Source organism: Serratia sp. Nf2 (genome assembly GCF_003028435.1).
Classification (GTDB): Bacteria; Pseudomonadota; Gammaproteobacteria; order Enterobacterales; family Enterobacteriaceae; genus Serratia; species Serratia marcescens_L.
Window position 1 is genome coordinate 1 of record NZ_PYTW01000012.1, and the last position, 13703, is coordinate 13703.

Annotated in this window: 16 protein-coding genes; 1 reads left to right on the plus strand and 15 read right to left on the minus strand. The window is 58.6% G+C overall.

Annotation, left to right across the window (positions count from 1 at the left end; genetic code table 11):
- The 9 genes from C9411_RS22320 to fkpA all read right to left on the minus strand — a co-directional run.
- The coding region (locus tag C9411_RS22320) for a GTP-binding protein (RefSeq protein ID WP_227255718.1) at positions 1-172 on the minus strand (172 nt) is incomplete at its 3' end.
- 70 nt (positions 173-242) lie between these two features.
- Positions 243-2357, minus strand: a complete 2115-nt coding sequence (gene fusA / locus C9411_RS22325) for an elongation factor G (RefSeq protein ID WP_063991662.1) — start codon at positions 2355-2357, stop codon at positions 243-245.
- Positions 2358-2450: 93 nt separating this feature from the next.
- Positions 2451-2921, minus strand: coding sequence for a 30S ribosomal protein S7 (rpsG, locus tag C9411_RS22330; RefSeq protein WP_004956203.1), 471 nt, complete (start codon positions 2919-2921; stop codon positions 2451-2453).
- Between the two features lie 96 nt (positions 2922-3017).
- Complete coding sequence (gene rpsL, locus C9411_RS22335) at positions 3018-3392, minus strand: 30S ribosomal protein S12 (RefSeq protein ID WP_004930426.1); 375 nt, start codon at positions 3390-3392, stop codon at positions 3018-3020.
- A gap of 143 nt (positions 3393-3535) precedes the next feature.
- Positions 3536-3823 (minus strand): sulfurtransferase complex subunit TusB, encoded by a 288-nt coding sequence (gene tusB / locus C9411_RS22340; protein ID WP_063991663.1) that lies wholly within the window; start codon positions 3821-3823, stop codon positions 3536-3538.
- 9 nt (positions 3824-3832) lie between these two features.
- On the minus strand, positions 3833-4192 hold the full coding sequence (gene tusC, locus C9411_RS22345) for a sulfurtransferase complex subunit TusC (protein WP_063918427.1): 360 nt from the start codon (positions 4190-4192) through the stop codon (positions 3833-3835).
- A gap of 7 nt (positions 4193-4199) precedes the next feature.
- A complete protein-coding gene (gene tusD / locus C9411_RS22350; RefSeq protein WP_033636259.1) occupies positions 4200-4589 on the minus strand; it encodes a sulfurtransferase complex subunit TusD in 390 nt (129 codons plus the stop codon).
- The gene (locus tag C9411_RS22355) at positions 4589-5311 is read right to left on the minus strand and encodes a transcriptional regulator (RefSeq protein WP_004930418.1); all 723 of its coding nucleotides are present in this window, start codon (positions 5309-5311) and stop codon (positions 4589-4591) included. Before C9411_RS22355 ends, tusD begins: the two co-directional genes overlap by 1 nt.
- 373 nt (positions 5312-5684) lie before the next feature.
- Positions 5685-6524 carry an FKBP-type peptidyl-prolyl cis-trans isomerase gene (gene fkpA / locus C9411_RS22360; RefSeq protein ID WP_016930330.1) on the minus strand — a complete coding sequence of 280 codons (840 nt, stop codon included), beginning with the start codon at positions 6522-6524 and terminating at the stop codon, positions 5685-5687.
- 356 nt (positions 6525-6880) lie between these two features.
- Between fkpA and C9411_RS22365 the strand changes: the two genes are divergently transcribed.
- Complete coding sequence (locus C9411_RS22365) at positions 6881-7108, plus strand: SlyX family protein (protein ID WP_025304503.1); 228 nt, start codon at positions 6881-6883, stop codon at positions 7106-7108.
- A gap of 15 nt (positions 7109-7123) precedes the next feature.
- Here C9411_RS22365 and C9411_RS22370 read toward each other — a convergent pair whose 3' ends face one another.
- From C9411_RS22370 to kefB, 6 genes are all read right to left on the minus strand, one after another.
- Positions 7124-8296 (minus strand): MalY/PatB family protein, encoded by a 1173-nt coding sequence (locus tag C9411_RS22370; RefSeq protein ID WP_107227952.1) that lies wholly within the window; start codon positions 8294-8296, stop codon positions 7124-7126.
- A gap of 1 nt (position 8297) precedes the next feature.
- Entirely contained in the window at positions 8298-9737 is a 1440-nt protein-coding gene (gene nhaC / locus C9411_RS22375) for a Na+/H+ antiporter NhaC (protein ID WP_107227953.1), read from the minus strand.
- A gap of 122 nt (positions 9738-9859) precedes the next feature.
- A complete protein-coding gene (locus C9411_RS22380) occupies positions 9860-10888 on the minus strand; it encodes a LacI family DNA-binding transcriptional regulator (protein WP_063991666.1) in 1029 nt (342 codons plus the stop codon).
- Positions 10889-10980: 92 nt separating this feature from the next.
- Entirely contained in the window at positions 10981-11562 is a 582-nt protein-coding gene (gene slyD, locus C9411_RS22385; RefSeq protein ID WP_107227954.1) for a peptidylprolyl isomerase, read from the minus strand.
- Positions 11563-11674: 112 nt separating this feature from the next.
- Positions 11675-11878 (minus strand): YheV family putative zinc ribbon protein, encoded by a 204-nt coding sequence (locus tag C9411_RS22390; protein WP_015379274.1) that lies wholly within the window; start codon positions 11876-11878, stop codon positions 11675-11677.
- A 14-nt stretch (positions 11879-11892) separates the two neighbouring features.
- Positions 11893-13701, minus strand: coding sequence for a glutathione-regulated potassium-efflux system protein KefB (kefB, locus tag C9411_RS22395; RefSeq protein WP_063991667.1), 1809 nt, complete (start codon positions 13699-13701; stop codon positions 11893-11895).
- Positions 13702-13703 lie beyond the last annotated feature (2 nt).

Here is a 13703-nt window from a genome sequence, read left to right on the forward strand (position 1 = left end):
CTTTTTCTTCTGGCGCGTTATCGATCTGGTCGAAAGCACGTGCAGAACCGCCGTAGGTTTTAGCCAGTACGGTAGTGATCGCTGCAGTCAGGGTAGTTTTACCGTGGTCAACGTGGCCGATAGTACCAACGTTAACGTGCGGTTTTGTACGTTCAAATTTTTCTTTAGACACGGCTATATTCCTTACTATAGCGCTCTCCCCTTCTGGAGAGAGCACGGGACTTTGGTTTTAACCCTGCGGCTTATTTGCCACGGGCTTCGATTACGGCCTGAGCGACGTTGTTCGGTGCATCATCATACTTCAGGAATTCCATGGTGTATGATGCGCGACCTTTAGTCAGAGAACGCAGCTGAGTTGCGTAGCCGAACATTTCGGACAACGGTACTTCAGCGTGGATCTTAACGCCAGTCACTTCAGATTCCTGACCGCGCAGCATGCCGCGACGACGGCTCAAGTCACCGATAACGTCACCGGTGTTCTCTTCTGGAGTCTCAACTTCAACCTTCATGATAGGCTCAAGCAGAACCGGTTTCGCTTTCTTAAAGCCTTCTTTAAAGGCGATAGACGCGGCCAGTTTAAACGCCAGTTCAGAGGAGTCAACGTCGTGGTAAGAACCGAAGTGCAGACGAATACCCATGTCTACTACCGGGTAACCAGCCAACGGACCAGACTTAAGCTGCTCCTGGATGCCTTTATCAACGGCAGGGATGTATTCGCCAGGAATTACACCACCTTTGATGTCGTTGACGAACTCGTAACCTTTCGGGTTAGAGCCCGGCTCCAGTGGGTACATGTCGATCACAACGTGACCATACTGACCGCGACCACCAGACTGCTTGGCGTGCTTACCTTCAACGTCGGTAATCTTCGCGCGAATCGCTTCGCGGTAAGCTACCTGAGGTTTGCCCACGTTAGCTTCAACGTTGAATTCACGCTTCATGCGGTCAACGATGATGTCGAGGTGCAGTTCACCCATACCGGCGATGATGGTCTGGTTAGACTCTTCGTCAGTCCATACGCGGAACGACGGGTCTTCTTTAGCCAGACGGCCCAGAGCCAGACCCATTTTTTCCTGGTCAGCTTTGGTTTTCGGTTCAACGGCGATAGAGATTACCGGCTCAGGGAATTCCATACGCTCCAGGATGATTGGAGAGTCTGGATCACACAGGGTGTCCCCGGTGGTCACGTCTTTCAGACCGATCGCAGCGGCGATATCGCCTGCGCGAACTTCTTTGATCTCTTCACGCTTGTTGGCGTGCATCTGAACGATACGGCCAAAACGCTCGCGCGCAGACTTAACGGAGTTCAGCACGGTGTCGCCGGAGTTAACAACGCCGGAGTACACGCGGAAGAAGGTCAAGTTACCTACGAACGGGTCGGTAGCGATTTTGAACGCCAGAGCAGAGAACGGCTCGTCATCACTTGCGTGACGCTCAGCCGGAGTGTCTTTACCGTCGTCCAGGATACCGTTGATCGCAGGAACGTCAGTTGGTGCCGGCAGGTATTCGATTACCGCATCCAGCATCGCCTGCACGCCCTTGTTCTTGAACGCAGAACCACAGGTAACCAGGATGATTTCGTTGTTCAGTACGCGCTGACGCAGAGCTGCTTTGATTTCTTCCTCGGTCAGATCTTCGCCGCCCAGGTATTTTTCCATCAGCTCTTCGGAAGCTTCCGCAGCGGACTCGATCAGGTTCTGGCGCCATTCTTCAGCCAGATCCATCATGTCAGCCGGGACGTCTTCGTATTCGAAGGTTACGCCTGCGTCTTCTTCGTTCCAGTTGATCGCCTTCATTTTCACCAGGTCGATAACGCCGGTGAATTTGTCTTCTGCGCCGATAGCCAGCTGCAGAGGAACAGGGTTAGCGCCCAGACGAGATTTGATCTGGCCAACAACTTTCAGGAAGTTAGCGCCCATACGGTCCATTTTGTTAACGAACGCGATACGTGGCACTTTGTATTTGTTAGCCTGACGCCATACGGTTTCAGACTGTGGCTGAACACCACCAACAGCACAGTAAACCATTACCGCGCCATCCAGCACACGCATGGAACGTTCTACTTCGATGGTGAAGTCAACGTGCCCTGGGGTGTCGATGATGTTTACGCGATGCGGTTCGAACTGCTTGGCCATACCAGACCAGAAAGCAGTAGTCGCTGCAGAAGTGATGGTAATACCACGCTCCTGCTCCTGTTCCATCCAGTCCATGGTGGCAGCGCCGTCATGAACTTCACCGATTTTGTGGTTTACACCGGTGTAGAACAGAATACGTTCGGTAGTGGTGGTTTTACCGGCGTCGATGTGAGCACTGATACCGATGTTGCGGTAGCGTGCAATGGGTGTTGTACGAGCCATTTGATTCCTCTATTCCTAGGGCGTTCAAGTTCAGTTAACCCAAGCGGGCCGATTTGACGCGCCCGCTTGGTTAGCATGACTACAGCCGGGTGATTACCAGCGGTAGTGGGCGAACGCCTTGTTGGCTTCGGCCATACGGTGAACGTCTTCACGCTTCTTAACAGCAGAACCTTTGTTCTCTGCTGCGTCAGACAGCTCGTTCGCCAGGCGCAGAGCCATGGATTTATCACCGCGTTTACGTGCAGCATCAACGATCCAACGCATTGCCAGAGCATTACGACGAACCGGGCGGACTTCAACTGGTACCTGATAAGTAGAACCGCCAACGCGACGCGACTTAACTTCTACAGTCGGGCGAACGTTGTCGAGAGCGACTTCGAAAGCTTCCAGGTGATCTTTACCAGAACGCTGAGCCAGGGTCTCCAGCGCGGTATAGACGATTGCTTCTGCAGTAGATTTTTTACCGTCTACCATCAGGATATTTACAAATTTGGCCAGCAGCTCAGATCCGAACTTAGGATCTGGCAGGATTTTACGTTGGCCGATTACGCGACGACGTGGCATGGAAATACTCCGTTGTTAATTCAGGATTGTCCAAAACTCTACGAGTTTATTTTGACATTAAAGTTAAAACGTTTGGCCTTACTTAACGGAGAACCATTAAGCCTTTGGCTTCTTCACGCCGTACTTGGAACGAGCTTGCTTACGGTCTTTAACACCGGAGCAGTCAAGTGCACCACGGACGGTGTGGTAACGCACACCTGGCAGGTCTTTTACACGACCGCCACGGATCAGGATTACGGAGTGTTCCTGCAGGTTGTGGCCTTCGCCACCGATGTAGGAAGTTACTTCGAAACCGTTGGTCAAACGCACACGGCAAACTTTACGCAGTGCGGAGTTTGGTTTTTTCGGGGTAGTGGTGTATACGCGGGTGCATACGCCACGTTTCTGCGGGCAGGCTTCCAGCGCTGGAACGTTGCTTTTAGCAGCCTTCACAGAGCGTGGTTTGCGAACCAGCTGGTTAATTGTTGCCATTAAAAAAGCTCCTGGTTTTTGCTTCGTACTAGCTTCGTAAACATGTGATAAATCCCCTCGTATGCACTATTGGCAAAGTACGAGGACGCAGAATTTTAGGGCTGACCAGTATGGGTGTCAAGAAATATACAACATCACTCTCATTACCAGGCCATTTGGCTGCGGTGTTGTTCGGTTAATTCAACGAAGTGATTATAGCCGACGACAGTGATTTTGTGCGAAAAGTGACCAATCAGTCCCCGAGCTTCCAGGTCGTCCTGCAGCGCGTAAAGGGATATGGGGGCGGCGAGCAGCAATTCAAGATGGGCGCTGCCGGCAAGGCCGGCAAGCACGCCGTCCTGCAGCAGCAGCAGCGCGTCCCCCTCCGCCGTCAGGCGCAGCAGGGCGGGTAAGTCACATTGGTTTGGCGAATGGCTCAGGGTATAGAGCATCAGAGGATCCTAAAACGTCATCACGGTGTCGTAGCCGGCCAGTTCGCGGCGCAGTTCGTCCGGCGCCAGCACCTCGGCATCCAGCACCCAATCGGTCACCTGACCCAGCCCGCGTTCCTGCAGCGAAGCCTGGCACAGATAACACCTCTCCACGTCATACAGCGGCAGCACGCCGAAGGTGGCGATGTAATTGCGCGCCAAAATCTTTTCCGGTTGCTGGCCCGGCAACAGCTGCAATACGCCATCGCCGACAAAAAACACCCCCAAGTCTTCACTGAGCGCCGACGTGGCGAGCAGCGCATCCAGCCCTTCCCTGCCACCGGCGCCGCCGTGCGGCCCGTGGGTGAAAACAAAAGCGACTCGTTTCATCATATCCTCAGAACTGCACCAGACGGTCGCAACTCAGCGACGCTTCAGCCAGGGAACCCAGCCCGCTCAGGGTAAAGCCGGGCTGCAGGTTGGCGCTTGCCAACCCCTGTTGCGCCGCCTCCTGCTCGTCGGTGACGCCACGGCGCAGCGCGGCAGCTACGCAGACGTTGAGCGCCACGCCGTGTTGCTGCGCCAACTGGGTCCAGCCGCGCACCAGGTCGAACTCGTCGCTGGCCGGCGCGGTCAGCTGGTTGGCGTTCAACACCCCTTCACGGTAGAAAAAGACGCTGGAAAGCCGGTGCCCTTTCGCCAACAAAGCCTGAGCGAACTGATAGGCGCTGCTGGCCTGCTGCGTGCCGTAAGCCGGGCCGGTGACCAACAGGCAATAATCGAGCATCAACGGTCGCTTCCCAACAGATCGCCGCTCTTGAACTGGCGGATGTACAGATACACGGTGTGTTTGGAGATATTCAGGCGATCCGCCACCTGGTTGATCGCATCCTTGATGTCGAAGATGCCTTTCTCATAGAGGTTGAGCACCACCTGGCGATTCTTGGCGTTATTGGACACCGAGCGGTCGGCGTTCACCTCTTCGATGGTGAACTCGAGCGTCTGCGCCACCAGGTCGTCGACGGAAGACGCGAAATTCACCGACGACGGCACGTCCTGCGTGGCCGGCGGCATAAAGGTCTGCATGATCTGTGAGAACGGCACGTCGAGGTTCATGTTGATGCACAGCAAGCCGATCACCCGCTGCTCGCGATTGCGAATGGCGATGGTCACCGACTTCATCAACACGCCGCTCTTGGCGCGGGTAAAGTAGGCTTTCGACACGCTGCTGTCGTCGCCGGCCATGTCATGCAGCATGCGCAGCGCCAGGTCGGTGATCGGCGAGCCGATTTTACGCCCGGTATGTTCACCGTTGGCGATGCGTACCGCTGAGCTGTTCAGGTCTTCCAGCGCGTGCAATACGATCTCGCAATGGCCGCCGATCAACATCGCCAGCCCGTCGACCACCGCTTCATAGGATTTCAGGATTTCATGATCCGTCTGAGTAAACGGACGTTCATTCAGCAAATCAAGTTCGCTGGCTTCGCTGGATAAAAGCGAATTCGACATCGAAGATACCACCCTCATAGATCGCCTGTGCCAGGGGGCGCAGCTAAAACCGCTCGGACCGGATCGCTGCCGTCGTCGGCACGCCGCAGCGCGGCCGGCTGAGAGCGGCATCGAACGGCACGATGACATCCGCGGGCGAGGCGGCCGGGAACAATTTTAGGTACACGCCCTAAGGGGCAGACGCATGACTGATAAGTCAGAATTATTAGTCTAGCAAAGCGGTCGGAGCAAAGTCCTTGCGTTTGCGCGTGGTATTGACGTTAAGCCCGATGCCCGGCAGGCGTCAAGCGTTCAATGGAGAGAGAGGCGGCGGCTGCCGAAATGAAAACCGCCGCGGAGAGCATCCGCGGCGGTGGCAAACAGAGCGACGATGTTATTTCGCTTTAGCGTCAGCTTTCGCATCAGCCGGTTTTTCGGCTTTAGCGTCGGCTTTCGGCGCCGCTTTCACGTCCAGCAGCTCAACGTCAAAGACCAGCGTGGAGTTAGCCGGGATGCCCGGAACGCCGGTTTTGCCGTAGGCCAATGCAGGTGGGATCACCAGCTTGATTTTGCCGCCTTTCTTGATGTGCTTCAGGCCTTCGGTCCAGCCTGGGATCACGCCGTCCAGACGGAACGACAGCGGCTCGCCGCGGGTGTAGGAATTATCGAACTCGGTACCGTCGGTCAGGGTGCCTTTGTAGTTCACTACCACGGTATCGCTGTCTTTCGGAGCTTCACCCGCGCCCGGCTTCTCTACCTGGTACAGCAGGCCGGATTCGGTTTTCTTCACGCCTTTTTCTTTAGCGAAGCTATCGCGGTACTTGGCGCCTTTGGTTTCGTTGTCCTTGGCGTCCTGTTCCATCTTCGCCTGAGCAGAAGCCTTCACGCGCGCTTCGAAGCCCTGCAGGGTCTTCTCGATGTCGGCATCGTTCAGCTTGCTCTTGTTGGCGAACGCGTCCTGAACGCCGGCAATCAGCTGATCTTTGTCCAGCTTGATACCCAGCTTCTCTTGCTCTTTCAGAGAGTTGTCCATGTAACGGCCGAGAGAGGCGCCCAGTGCGTAGGCCGCTTGCTCGTCGTCGTTTTTGAACTTGCCGGTGCTCGGTGCTGCCGCCGCGTCCGCTGGTTTAGCGGCTTCTGCCGGTTTGGCGGCATCGGCTGCCATGACCTGGGTCGCATTCAGAGCAAAAGCCATGGTGGTTGCCAGAAGCGTGACTTTAAACAAAGATTTCATCCATTTCTCCAGTGTCTGAAGCAATGCCCCAAACAATCATTAGGTAAGATAACCGGGCTACTATAGCTGCCTGAAACAAAACAAAACAGTCGCACAGGTAACCAATCGAGTCAAAGTGTGACTCCCGCTTTGCCAAGAAGTTTCCCACCGTGTGCTACTCGCATGATAAATCAGATTTTTCTTTCAGAATATTCGGCGAGGTTAGCAAAAAACGGCGTATCGGGCGCGCAACTTTTCAGCACTTTACACTGCCGATCGCAACGTTGCGCGCCGTCTGGAGAAATAGCGCGAGCAAACCCGGCGCCAGCTGTTACCATAGCGCCGAATCAGGATTTTATCGCGTCAGAGGTAGCCCCATGCACAACGCCGACATTCAACGCCTGCTACAGCGGCTTGAAGAACTGGAGAGCCGTCAGGCTTTCCAAGAGCTCACCATCGAAGAGCTCAACCAGACCGTTACCCAGCATCAAATGGAAATGCTGAAGATGCGCGAACATTTGCGCATGTTGACCGACAAGCTGCGCTCGACCCAAACCTCAATGATCGCCTCGCAATCGGAAGAAACCCCTCCGCCGCACTATTGAGGGCCCGCCATGCGGTTATTTCAGGCGTGCCAGCCCTTCGACGGCACGCTCGAGATACCGGCGCGGGCACCCCAGGTTGATGCGGATAAAACCGCTCCCCTGCGGGCCGAAACCGCTGCCCATCGACGGTGCCAGCTTCGCCACCGCCACCAGCGCCTGCTGCAAGTCAGCATCGTTCAAACCCAGCGAGCGGCAATCCAGCCAGGCGAGATAAGTCCCTTCAGCCTGGGTCATTGCACACCAGGGCGCGGCGGCCGCCAGCGCCTGCTCAAACCAGCGCCGATTCTCCGCCAGGTAGTCGAGCAGCTCATCAAGCCAGGCTGCGCCCCGTTGATAGGCCGCGGTCGCCGCCGTCATCGACAGCGCGTTGAATACATCCAGCCCGTGGGCGTTCAGCCGATCGACAAACGCCTGCCGAAGCCGGGCGTTGGGGATCAGGAAATTCGAAATGCGCAGCGAGGAGAGGCCGAACGTTTTGCTGGCGGACGTCGCCGCAATCACCCGCTCGCGATATTCCTCGCCCAGATGCAACACCGACGTAAACGTCTCGCCGGGCAGCAGCAAATCGGCCCAAATTTCATCGGAGATCACCGTGACATCGTGGGCGTGACAGAGCGCCATAAGCCGCTCCAGTTCATCGCGGCGCCAGCAACGGCCGGTCGGATTGTGCGGGTTGCACAGCAACAACAGCGGCGGTTTACGCTGCGCCAGACAGGCGGCCAGCCGATCGAAATCGATCCGGTATCCCTGCGGGGTTTCCAGCAGCGGGTTTTCAATCACCTCTCTGCCGTTCATGGTGACTATCTTGGCGAACGAGCCATAGTACGGCCCCTGCACCACCACCCCGTCCCCCGGCTTGCTGAGCAGTTGGATCAGCATCGCCACCCCCGGTACTACCCCTTCAATCGACGTGAACCATTCGCGCCGCAGCGGCAAGCCGTGCCGCTTGGCAAACCAGTCGATCGCCGCCTGATAGTAAGCGTCGTCGCGTTCGCTGTAGCCAAAGACGCCGTGCTCCACCCGCTGATGCAGCGCCTGCTGCACCTCTGGCGGGCACGGAAAGTCGAAATCGGACACCCACATCGGCAACAGCTCGCTGCCGTCCAGTTGCAGATAGCGGTCGATGAAGTCCCACTTCACGGAGCCGGTGTTGTGGCGATCGATGATGGCGTTGAAATGACTCGTCATGTCAGGCTTCCTTACGCTGCAAGTCGTGCTGAGGTTGGAGTTTGGCGATACCGAAGCCGGTGAACCCATAAATCAGGGCGAACACCACCGCGGCATAACATTGGATCGCCCACGGCAGCAGATCGAGCGTGCTGACCCCCAGCGTGGTCGCCATGTAAATACCGGCGGCCGTCCACGGGATCAGCGGTTCGATGACGGTGCCCGCATCTTCGACGGTGCGCGACAGATTTTTATTGTCCAGCCCCATGCGTCGATAGGCCCCTTTGAACAGCTCCGCCGGGATCAGCAGCGCCAGCTTGCCGTCGCTGGTCGCGCCGGTCACCAGGATAGTGGTGGCAACGGTGGCGGCGATCAGCTGGCCGGTGGTGTGCACCACTTTCAGCAGCCGGCTGATGATCACCGTCAGCGCGCCGGTCAGCGTCAGGGCACCGGCGAAGGAAAAGGCGCAGAACACCAGCAGGATCGTACTCATCATCGAGAACATGCCGCCGCGGTTCAGCAGGCGCGGCACATCGGCGACGATCCCCTCAACGTTGTGGCCCTGAGTGGCGAACATCGAAAGATTGAAACCGTCCATCAACGCATTCAGCCCCTGCTGCAGGCTAAAGCCTTGCAGCGCGACGCCGATGGCGATCGCCAACGCGCAGGCGGCCAGCATGACGGGGATCACCGGCCGTTTGGTCACCGCGCCCCATAGCACCAGCACCGGCGGCAGGATCAGCAGCAGATTGAAGTGGTACAGCCCTTCGAGCGCGCCGACGATTTCGGTCACTTTTTCCGGCGTTGCCACGCTGCCCACCGCGCCGGTGTGGCCGGCGATCAGGTACACCACGGCGGCCAGGATGAAGCTCGGCAGCGTCGTGTACATCAAATGCTGGATATGGCTGTAGAGATCGGTATCCGCGACGATAGCCGCGAAGTTCGTCGAATCGGACAACGGCGAAATTTTGTCGCCGAAGTAAGCGCCGGACACCACCGCCCCGGCAGCGGCGGCCAGCGGCACGTCCAGACCGGCGGCCACGCCCATCAGCGCCACGCCCACGGTGCCGGCCGCTCCCCACGAGGTACCGGTGCACACCGAGATCACGCTGGTGATGAAGAACGCGGCGATCAGAATGTATTGGGGGCTAATCAGCTTCAGCCCCCAATACACCATGTAAGGAATTGTGCCGCTGATCATCCAGGTGCCGATCAGGCCGCCCACGCAGATCAGAATCAGGATAACCGGCATCGCCTTCGCCAGCTTGGCCACGATGGCCTCGATGATGTCGTCCCAGCGGTAGCCTTGCCACCAGGCCAACGCGGCGGCGATGGCGGCGGAAACCAGCAGCAGCGGTTCAATACGCAGGCCAAACTGGCCATAGCCGATGATGAGCAGCAACAGCATGGCCACAATCGGCAGCGTCGCCAGCCCAAGGTTGAGCGTTTTCTTATTATCCATATACGGCTCCTGTTGAAGATGGGGTACTGCAACAGCGTAATGGCTTCGATAATCGGAGGATGTGAGCGCAGGCAACCAACCATGTAATCGGTTTCATGGGCTAACGTTGTGTGAGCCGTCTCTCATTCGCCGCGCTTGCTTTGCTCATGCGGATCGCCGTCGGCTACGGAGTCTCGCAGGATAAGCTCGGCCGAAAAGCGGTTGTTCTGCGGCGCGACGTCGCTGCCGCTGTGGATCTGCAGCGCCAGGCGCGCGGCGCGTCGGGCCATTTTCTCGATGGGGTAATGCACCGTGGTCAGCGAAGGGTGGAGATATTTCGCCAGGGCAATGTCGTCAAAGCCAACGATCGACAGCGCCTCGGGCAGCTGAATGTGCCGTTGGTGGCAGGTGCGCATCATGCCGGCGGCCATCACGTCGTTGAAGGTCACTGCGGCGGTGAAGCGTGGGTCGCTGGCCAGCACGCGCTCGGCCGCCAGTTCGCCCCCTCTCTCGTTGAAGGGTACGCTGATGATCCAGACCCCGGGCACCTCAATGCCGGCGGCGGCCATGGCCTTGCGGTAACCCGCTAACCGCTGCGCGCGGTCGTCAATCGGCAGATCCGCCGTCACGCAGGCGATTCTCCGATGCCCCTGGCGAATGAGCAGCTCGGTCGCCGCCTGCGCCGCATTGGCGTTGTCGAGCCAGATGCAACGGTTGGCGATGGCGGGCAGATAACGATTGATCAGCACCAGCGCAGGCGTGTGGGCGGCGTAGCGCAGCAGCTCCTCCTCCCCCATGCGCGTGACGTGCGCCACGATGGCTTCGCATCCCTGGTTGATGAGAAAGTCGAGGCCGCTTTTTTCCAATTCGGCCTGATGTCCGCCGCTGCACAACATCAAACGTACGCCGGCCTGGCGCGTGATGTCTTCCACGCCCCGCGCCAGGCGCGAGAAAAACGGATCGTCGAGGTTGCCGGTCAGCAATCCCAGCATATTGCCGCTTCTTTTCGCCAGCGCCAGCGCGGCGGCGTTACGGTGATAGTTAAACTCGCGCATCGCCTTCTCGACGCGTTCGCGGGTCACCGGTTCAACGTAGGCGGTATTATTGATCACCCGGCTGACGGTGGCCGTGGAAACGCCGGCGCGCCGCGCAACGTCTTTCATGGTGGCCATGGCATGTCCTGTTATACCGTTCGGCGCCCGTTGCGCCGCGCATAAAAAAGGGCAGCCGATGGCTGCCCTCTTGTCTCGTCACTGCGATCTGCTTAGTGGCAGCCGCAGCCGCCGTTACCGCAGCCGCCTTTACCGTGGTCGTGACCATGGTCGTGATCGTGGCCGTGACCGCCGCAGCAGCCTTCACCGTGTTCGTGGTGATGGTCGTGCTCGCCGTGTACGTGGCCGTGCGCCAGTTCTTCTTCGGTCGCTTCGCGGATCGCGACAACTTCCACATTGAAGTTCAGGTTTTGGCCGGCCAGCATGTGGTTGCCGTCAACCACCACGTGGTCGCCGTCAACTTCGGTGATTTCAACCGGTACCGGGCCCTGATCGGTGTCAGCCAGGAAACGCATGCCGACCTGCAGTTCGTCAACGCCCATGAAGACGTCTTTCGGTACGCGCTGCACCAGGTTTTCGTCGTAGTTGCCGTACGCGTCGTTCGCGCCGACGTGAACGTCAAAACGATCGCCAACGTCGTGGCCTTCGAGTGCTTTTTCCAGACCTGCGATCAGAGAACCATGCCCGTGCAGATAGTCCAGCGGTGCGCTCACCGGAGACTCATCAACCAAAACACCGTCTTCTGTACGTACTTGGTAAGCCAGGCTGACCACCAAGTCTTTTGCTACTTTCATGATATCTCCTACCGTTGGCTACTAGGACGCGCACCGTTATCGGGATGCGCGCCTTTTCCGGACAGATTGTAACGGAAATCTGCCTCGCTGTACCCTCCGGGATAAAAAAACGCTACTTCGGCTGGAAAATGCCGATCACCTGTTCTTGCGGGCGAACGTGTTTTTCCACCTGTTGTTCGGTCTGGCGCTGATGGTGACCGCACTTGACGCACTCCACCACCTCCACCTGATCCTCCCGCCATACCGCCAGCGTATCCATGGCGCTACAGCTCGGGCACACCGCCCCGGCGATAAATCTCTTACGTGTTGCAGACATCGTTATGCTCCCGCTTATTCGTATTCGTCCCAGCCGTCGAACTGGCGACTTTCTTTTTGCATTTCGCGATGGAACAGCTCTTCCAGCTCGCGCCGCGCCTCTTTCACGCGGGAAATTTGCGCCACATCGCCCTGATGCGGCGGCATCAGTTCACGCAGCATGCGCATATCCAGGCGGCGGAAATGCTGCTGGGCGCGGAAGGCCTGATGCGGGTGCATGCCCAACTCCATCAGCGCCTTGCGCCCCAGTTCCAGCGCGCTGGAGAAGGTCTCGCGGCTGAACTGCTTCACGCCTGCCTGCAGCAACTCATGCGCCTCCACGCGGCCGCGCGCCCGCGCAAGAATGCTCAGGTTTGGAAAGTGTTGCTGACACAGCCGCACGATCTCCATGGTGTCTTCCGGCTCATTGCAGGTGATCACGATCGACTTGGCCTTCTCGGCGCCCGCCGCGCGCAGCAGCTCAAGCTCGGTGGCGTCACCGTAATAAACCTGGTAACCGTAACGCCGCAGTACGCCGACGGCGCTGACGTCGCGCTCCAGTACGGTAATGCGCATTTTGTTGGCCATCAACAGGCGGCCGATCACCTGGCCGAAACGCCCGAAGCCAACGATGATCACCTGCGGATCGTCGTCCTCCACGTATGGCGTCTCCTCGTCTTCGCCTTTGGCGTTATAGCGGCGCGCCAAAATGCGGTCGATGGCCTGCATCAGCAGCGGCGTGGTCATCATCGACAGCGTCACCACCACCAACAGCAAAGAGAGTTGATCCGGCTGCAGCACCTTTTGCGCGCCCGCCGCCGAAAAGAGCACGAAGGCGAACTCGCCGCCCTGGCTGAGCACCCCGGCAAACTGCAGGCGCACCGAACTGCGCAGGCCGAACAGGCGCGACACACCATAGAGCACGCCGGATTTGACCGCCACCAGCGCCAGCACGCCGATCAACACCTCGGCCAGATGGGTGTAGAGCACGCCGATATTCAACACCATGCCCACCGAAATAAAGAACAGCCCCAGCAGCAGCCCTTTAAACGGCTCGATGGAAATTTCCAGCTCGTGGCGGTATTCGCTCTCCGCCAGCAGCACCCCGGCGATGAAGGTGCCGAGCGCCATCGACAGGCCGAGCGCTTCCATAAACAGCGCCGAGCCGAGCACCAGCAACAGCGCCGCGGCGGTGAAGATCTCGCGCACGCCGGAAGCGGCGATATAGCGGAACAGCGGCCGCAGCAGGAAACGGCCGCCGATCAGCATGCCGCCGAACGCCGCCACCTTGAGCGCGATCTTCGCCCAGTCGTCGCTGGTGCCGCCGGCGCCGGCCAGAATAGGGATCAGCGCCAGCGCCGGGATCACCGCCATATCCTGGAACAGCAGCACCGAGAAGCCGAGCTGCCCCCCTTCGTTGCGGTTCATGCCCTTCTCGCGCATCAGTTGCAGCGCCATGGCGGTGGAAGACATCGCCAGGCCGATACCGCCGATCACCGCCGCCTGCCAGGCGAAGTGCGTCAGGTACAGCAACGCGCCCAGCACCGCCGCGGTGATCAACACCTGGCCCGCGCCGGCGCCGAAGATCGAACGCCGCAGCTCCCACAGCTTGCTGGGGTTCAGTTCCAGGCCGATGATGAACATCAGGAACACCACGCCCAGCTCGGAGAAGTGCAGGATTTCGTCGACGTCGCGGATGAAGCCCAGTCCCCAAGGGCCGATGGCGATGCCGGCGATCAGATAGCCCAGCACCGCGCCGATCCCCAGGCGACGGGCGATCGGCACCGTCACCACCGCGGCGAACAGGAACAGTAAAATGGCGGTCAGTAAGGTCGATCCTTCCATCG

What these genes read in the sequence shown, in the direction of transcription:
- fkpA (WP_016930330.1), bottom strand. Translation starts at nt 6,524, where the DNA reads ATGAAATCTTTGTTTAAAGTCACGCTTCTGGCAACCACCATGGCTTTT.
- C9411_RS22355 (WP_004930418.1), bottom strand. Translation starts at nt 5,311, where the DNA reads ATGTCGAATTCGCTTTTATCCAGCGAAGCCAGCGAACTTGATTTGCTG.
- rpsG (WP_004956203.1), bottom strand. Translation starts at nt 2,921, where the DNA reads ATGCCACGTCGTCGCGTAATCGGCCAACGTAAAATCCTGCCAGATCCT.
- C9411_RS22390 (WP_015379274.1), bottom strand. Translation starts at nt 11,878, where the DNA reads ATGTCTGCAACACGTAAGAGATTTATCGCCGGGGCGGTGTGCCCGAGC.
- C9411_RS22380 (WP_063991666.1), bottom strand. Translation starts at nt 10,888, where the DNA reads ATGGCCACCATGAAAGACGTTGCGCGGCGCGCCGGCGTTTCCACGGCC.
- tusD (WP_033636259.1), bottom strand. Translation starts at nt 4,589, where the DNA reads ATGCTCGATTATTGCCTGTTGGTCACCGGCCCGGCTTACGGCACGCAG.
- kefB (WP_063991667.1), bottom strand. Translation starts at nt 13,701, where the DNA reads ATGGAAGGATCGACCTTACTGACCGCCATTTTACTGTTCCTGTTCGCC.
- tusC (WP_063918427.1), bottom strand. Translation starts at nt 4,192, where the DNA reads ATGAAACGAGTCGCTTTTGTTTTCACCCACGGGCCGCACGGCGGCGCC.
- rpsL (WP_004930426.1), bottom strand. Translation starts at nt 3,392, where the DNA reads ATGGCAACAATTAACCAGCTGGTTCGCAAACCACGCTCTGTGAAGGCT.
- fusA (WP_063991662.1), bottom strand. Translation starts at nt 2,357, where the DNA reads ATGGCTCGTACAACACCCATTGCACGCTACCGCAACATCGGTATCAGT.
- C9411_RS22365 (WP_025304503.1), top strand. Translation starts at nt 6,881, where the DNA reads ATGCACAACGCCGACATTCAACGCCTGCTACAGCGGCTTGAAGAACTG.
- slyD (WP_107227954.1), bottom strand. Translation starts at nt 11,562, where the DNA reads ATGAAAGTAGCAAAAGACTTGGTGGTCAGCCTGGCTTACCAAGTACGT.
- C9411_RS22370 (WP_107227952.1), bottom strand. Translation starts at nt 8,296, where the DNA reads ATGACGAGTCATTTCAACGCCATCATCGATCGCCACAACACCGGCTCC.
- nhaC (WP_107227953.1), bottom strand. Translation starts at nt 9,737, where the DNA reads ATGGATAATAAGAAAACGCTCAACCTTGGGCTGGCGACGCTGCCGATT.
- tusB (WP_063991663.1), bottom strand. Translation starts at nt 3,823, where the DNA reads ATGCTCTATACCCTGAGCCATTCGCCAAACCAATGTGACTTACCCGCC.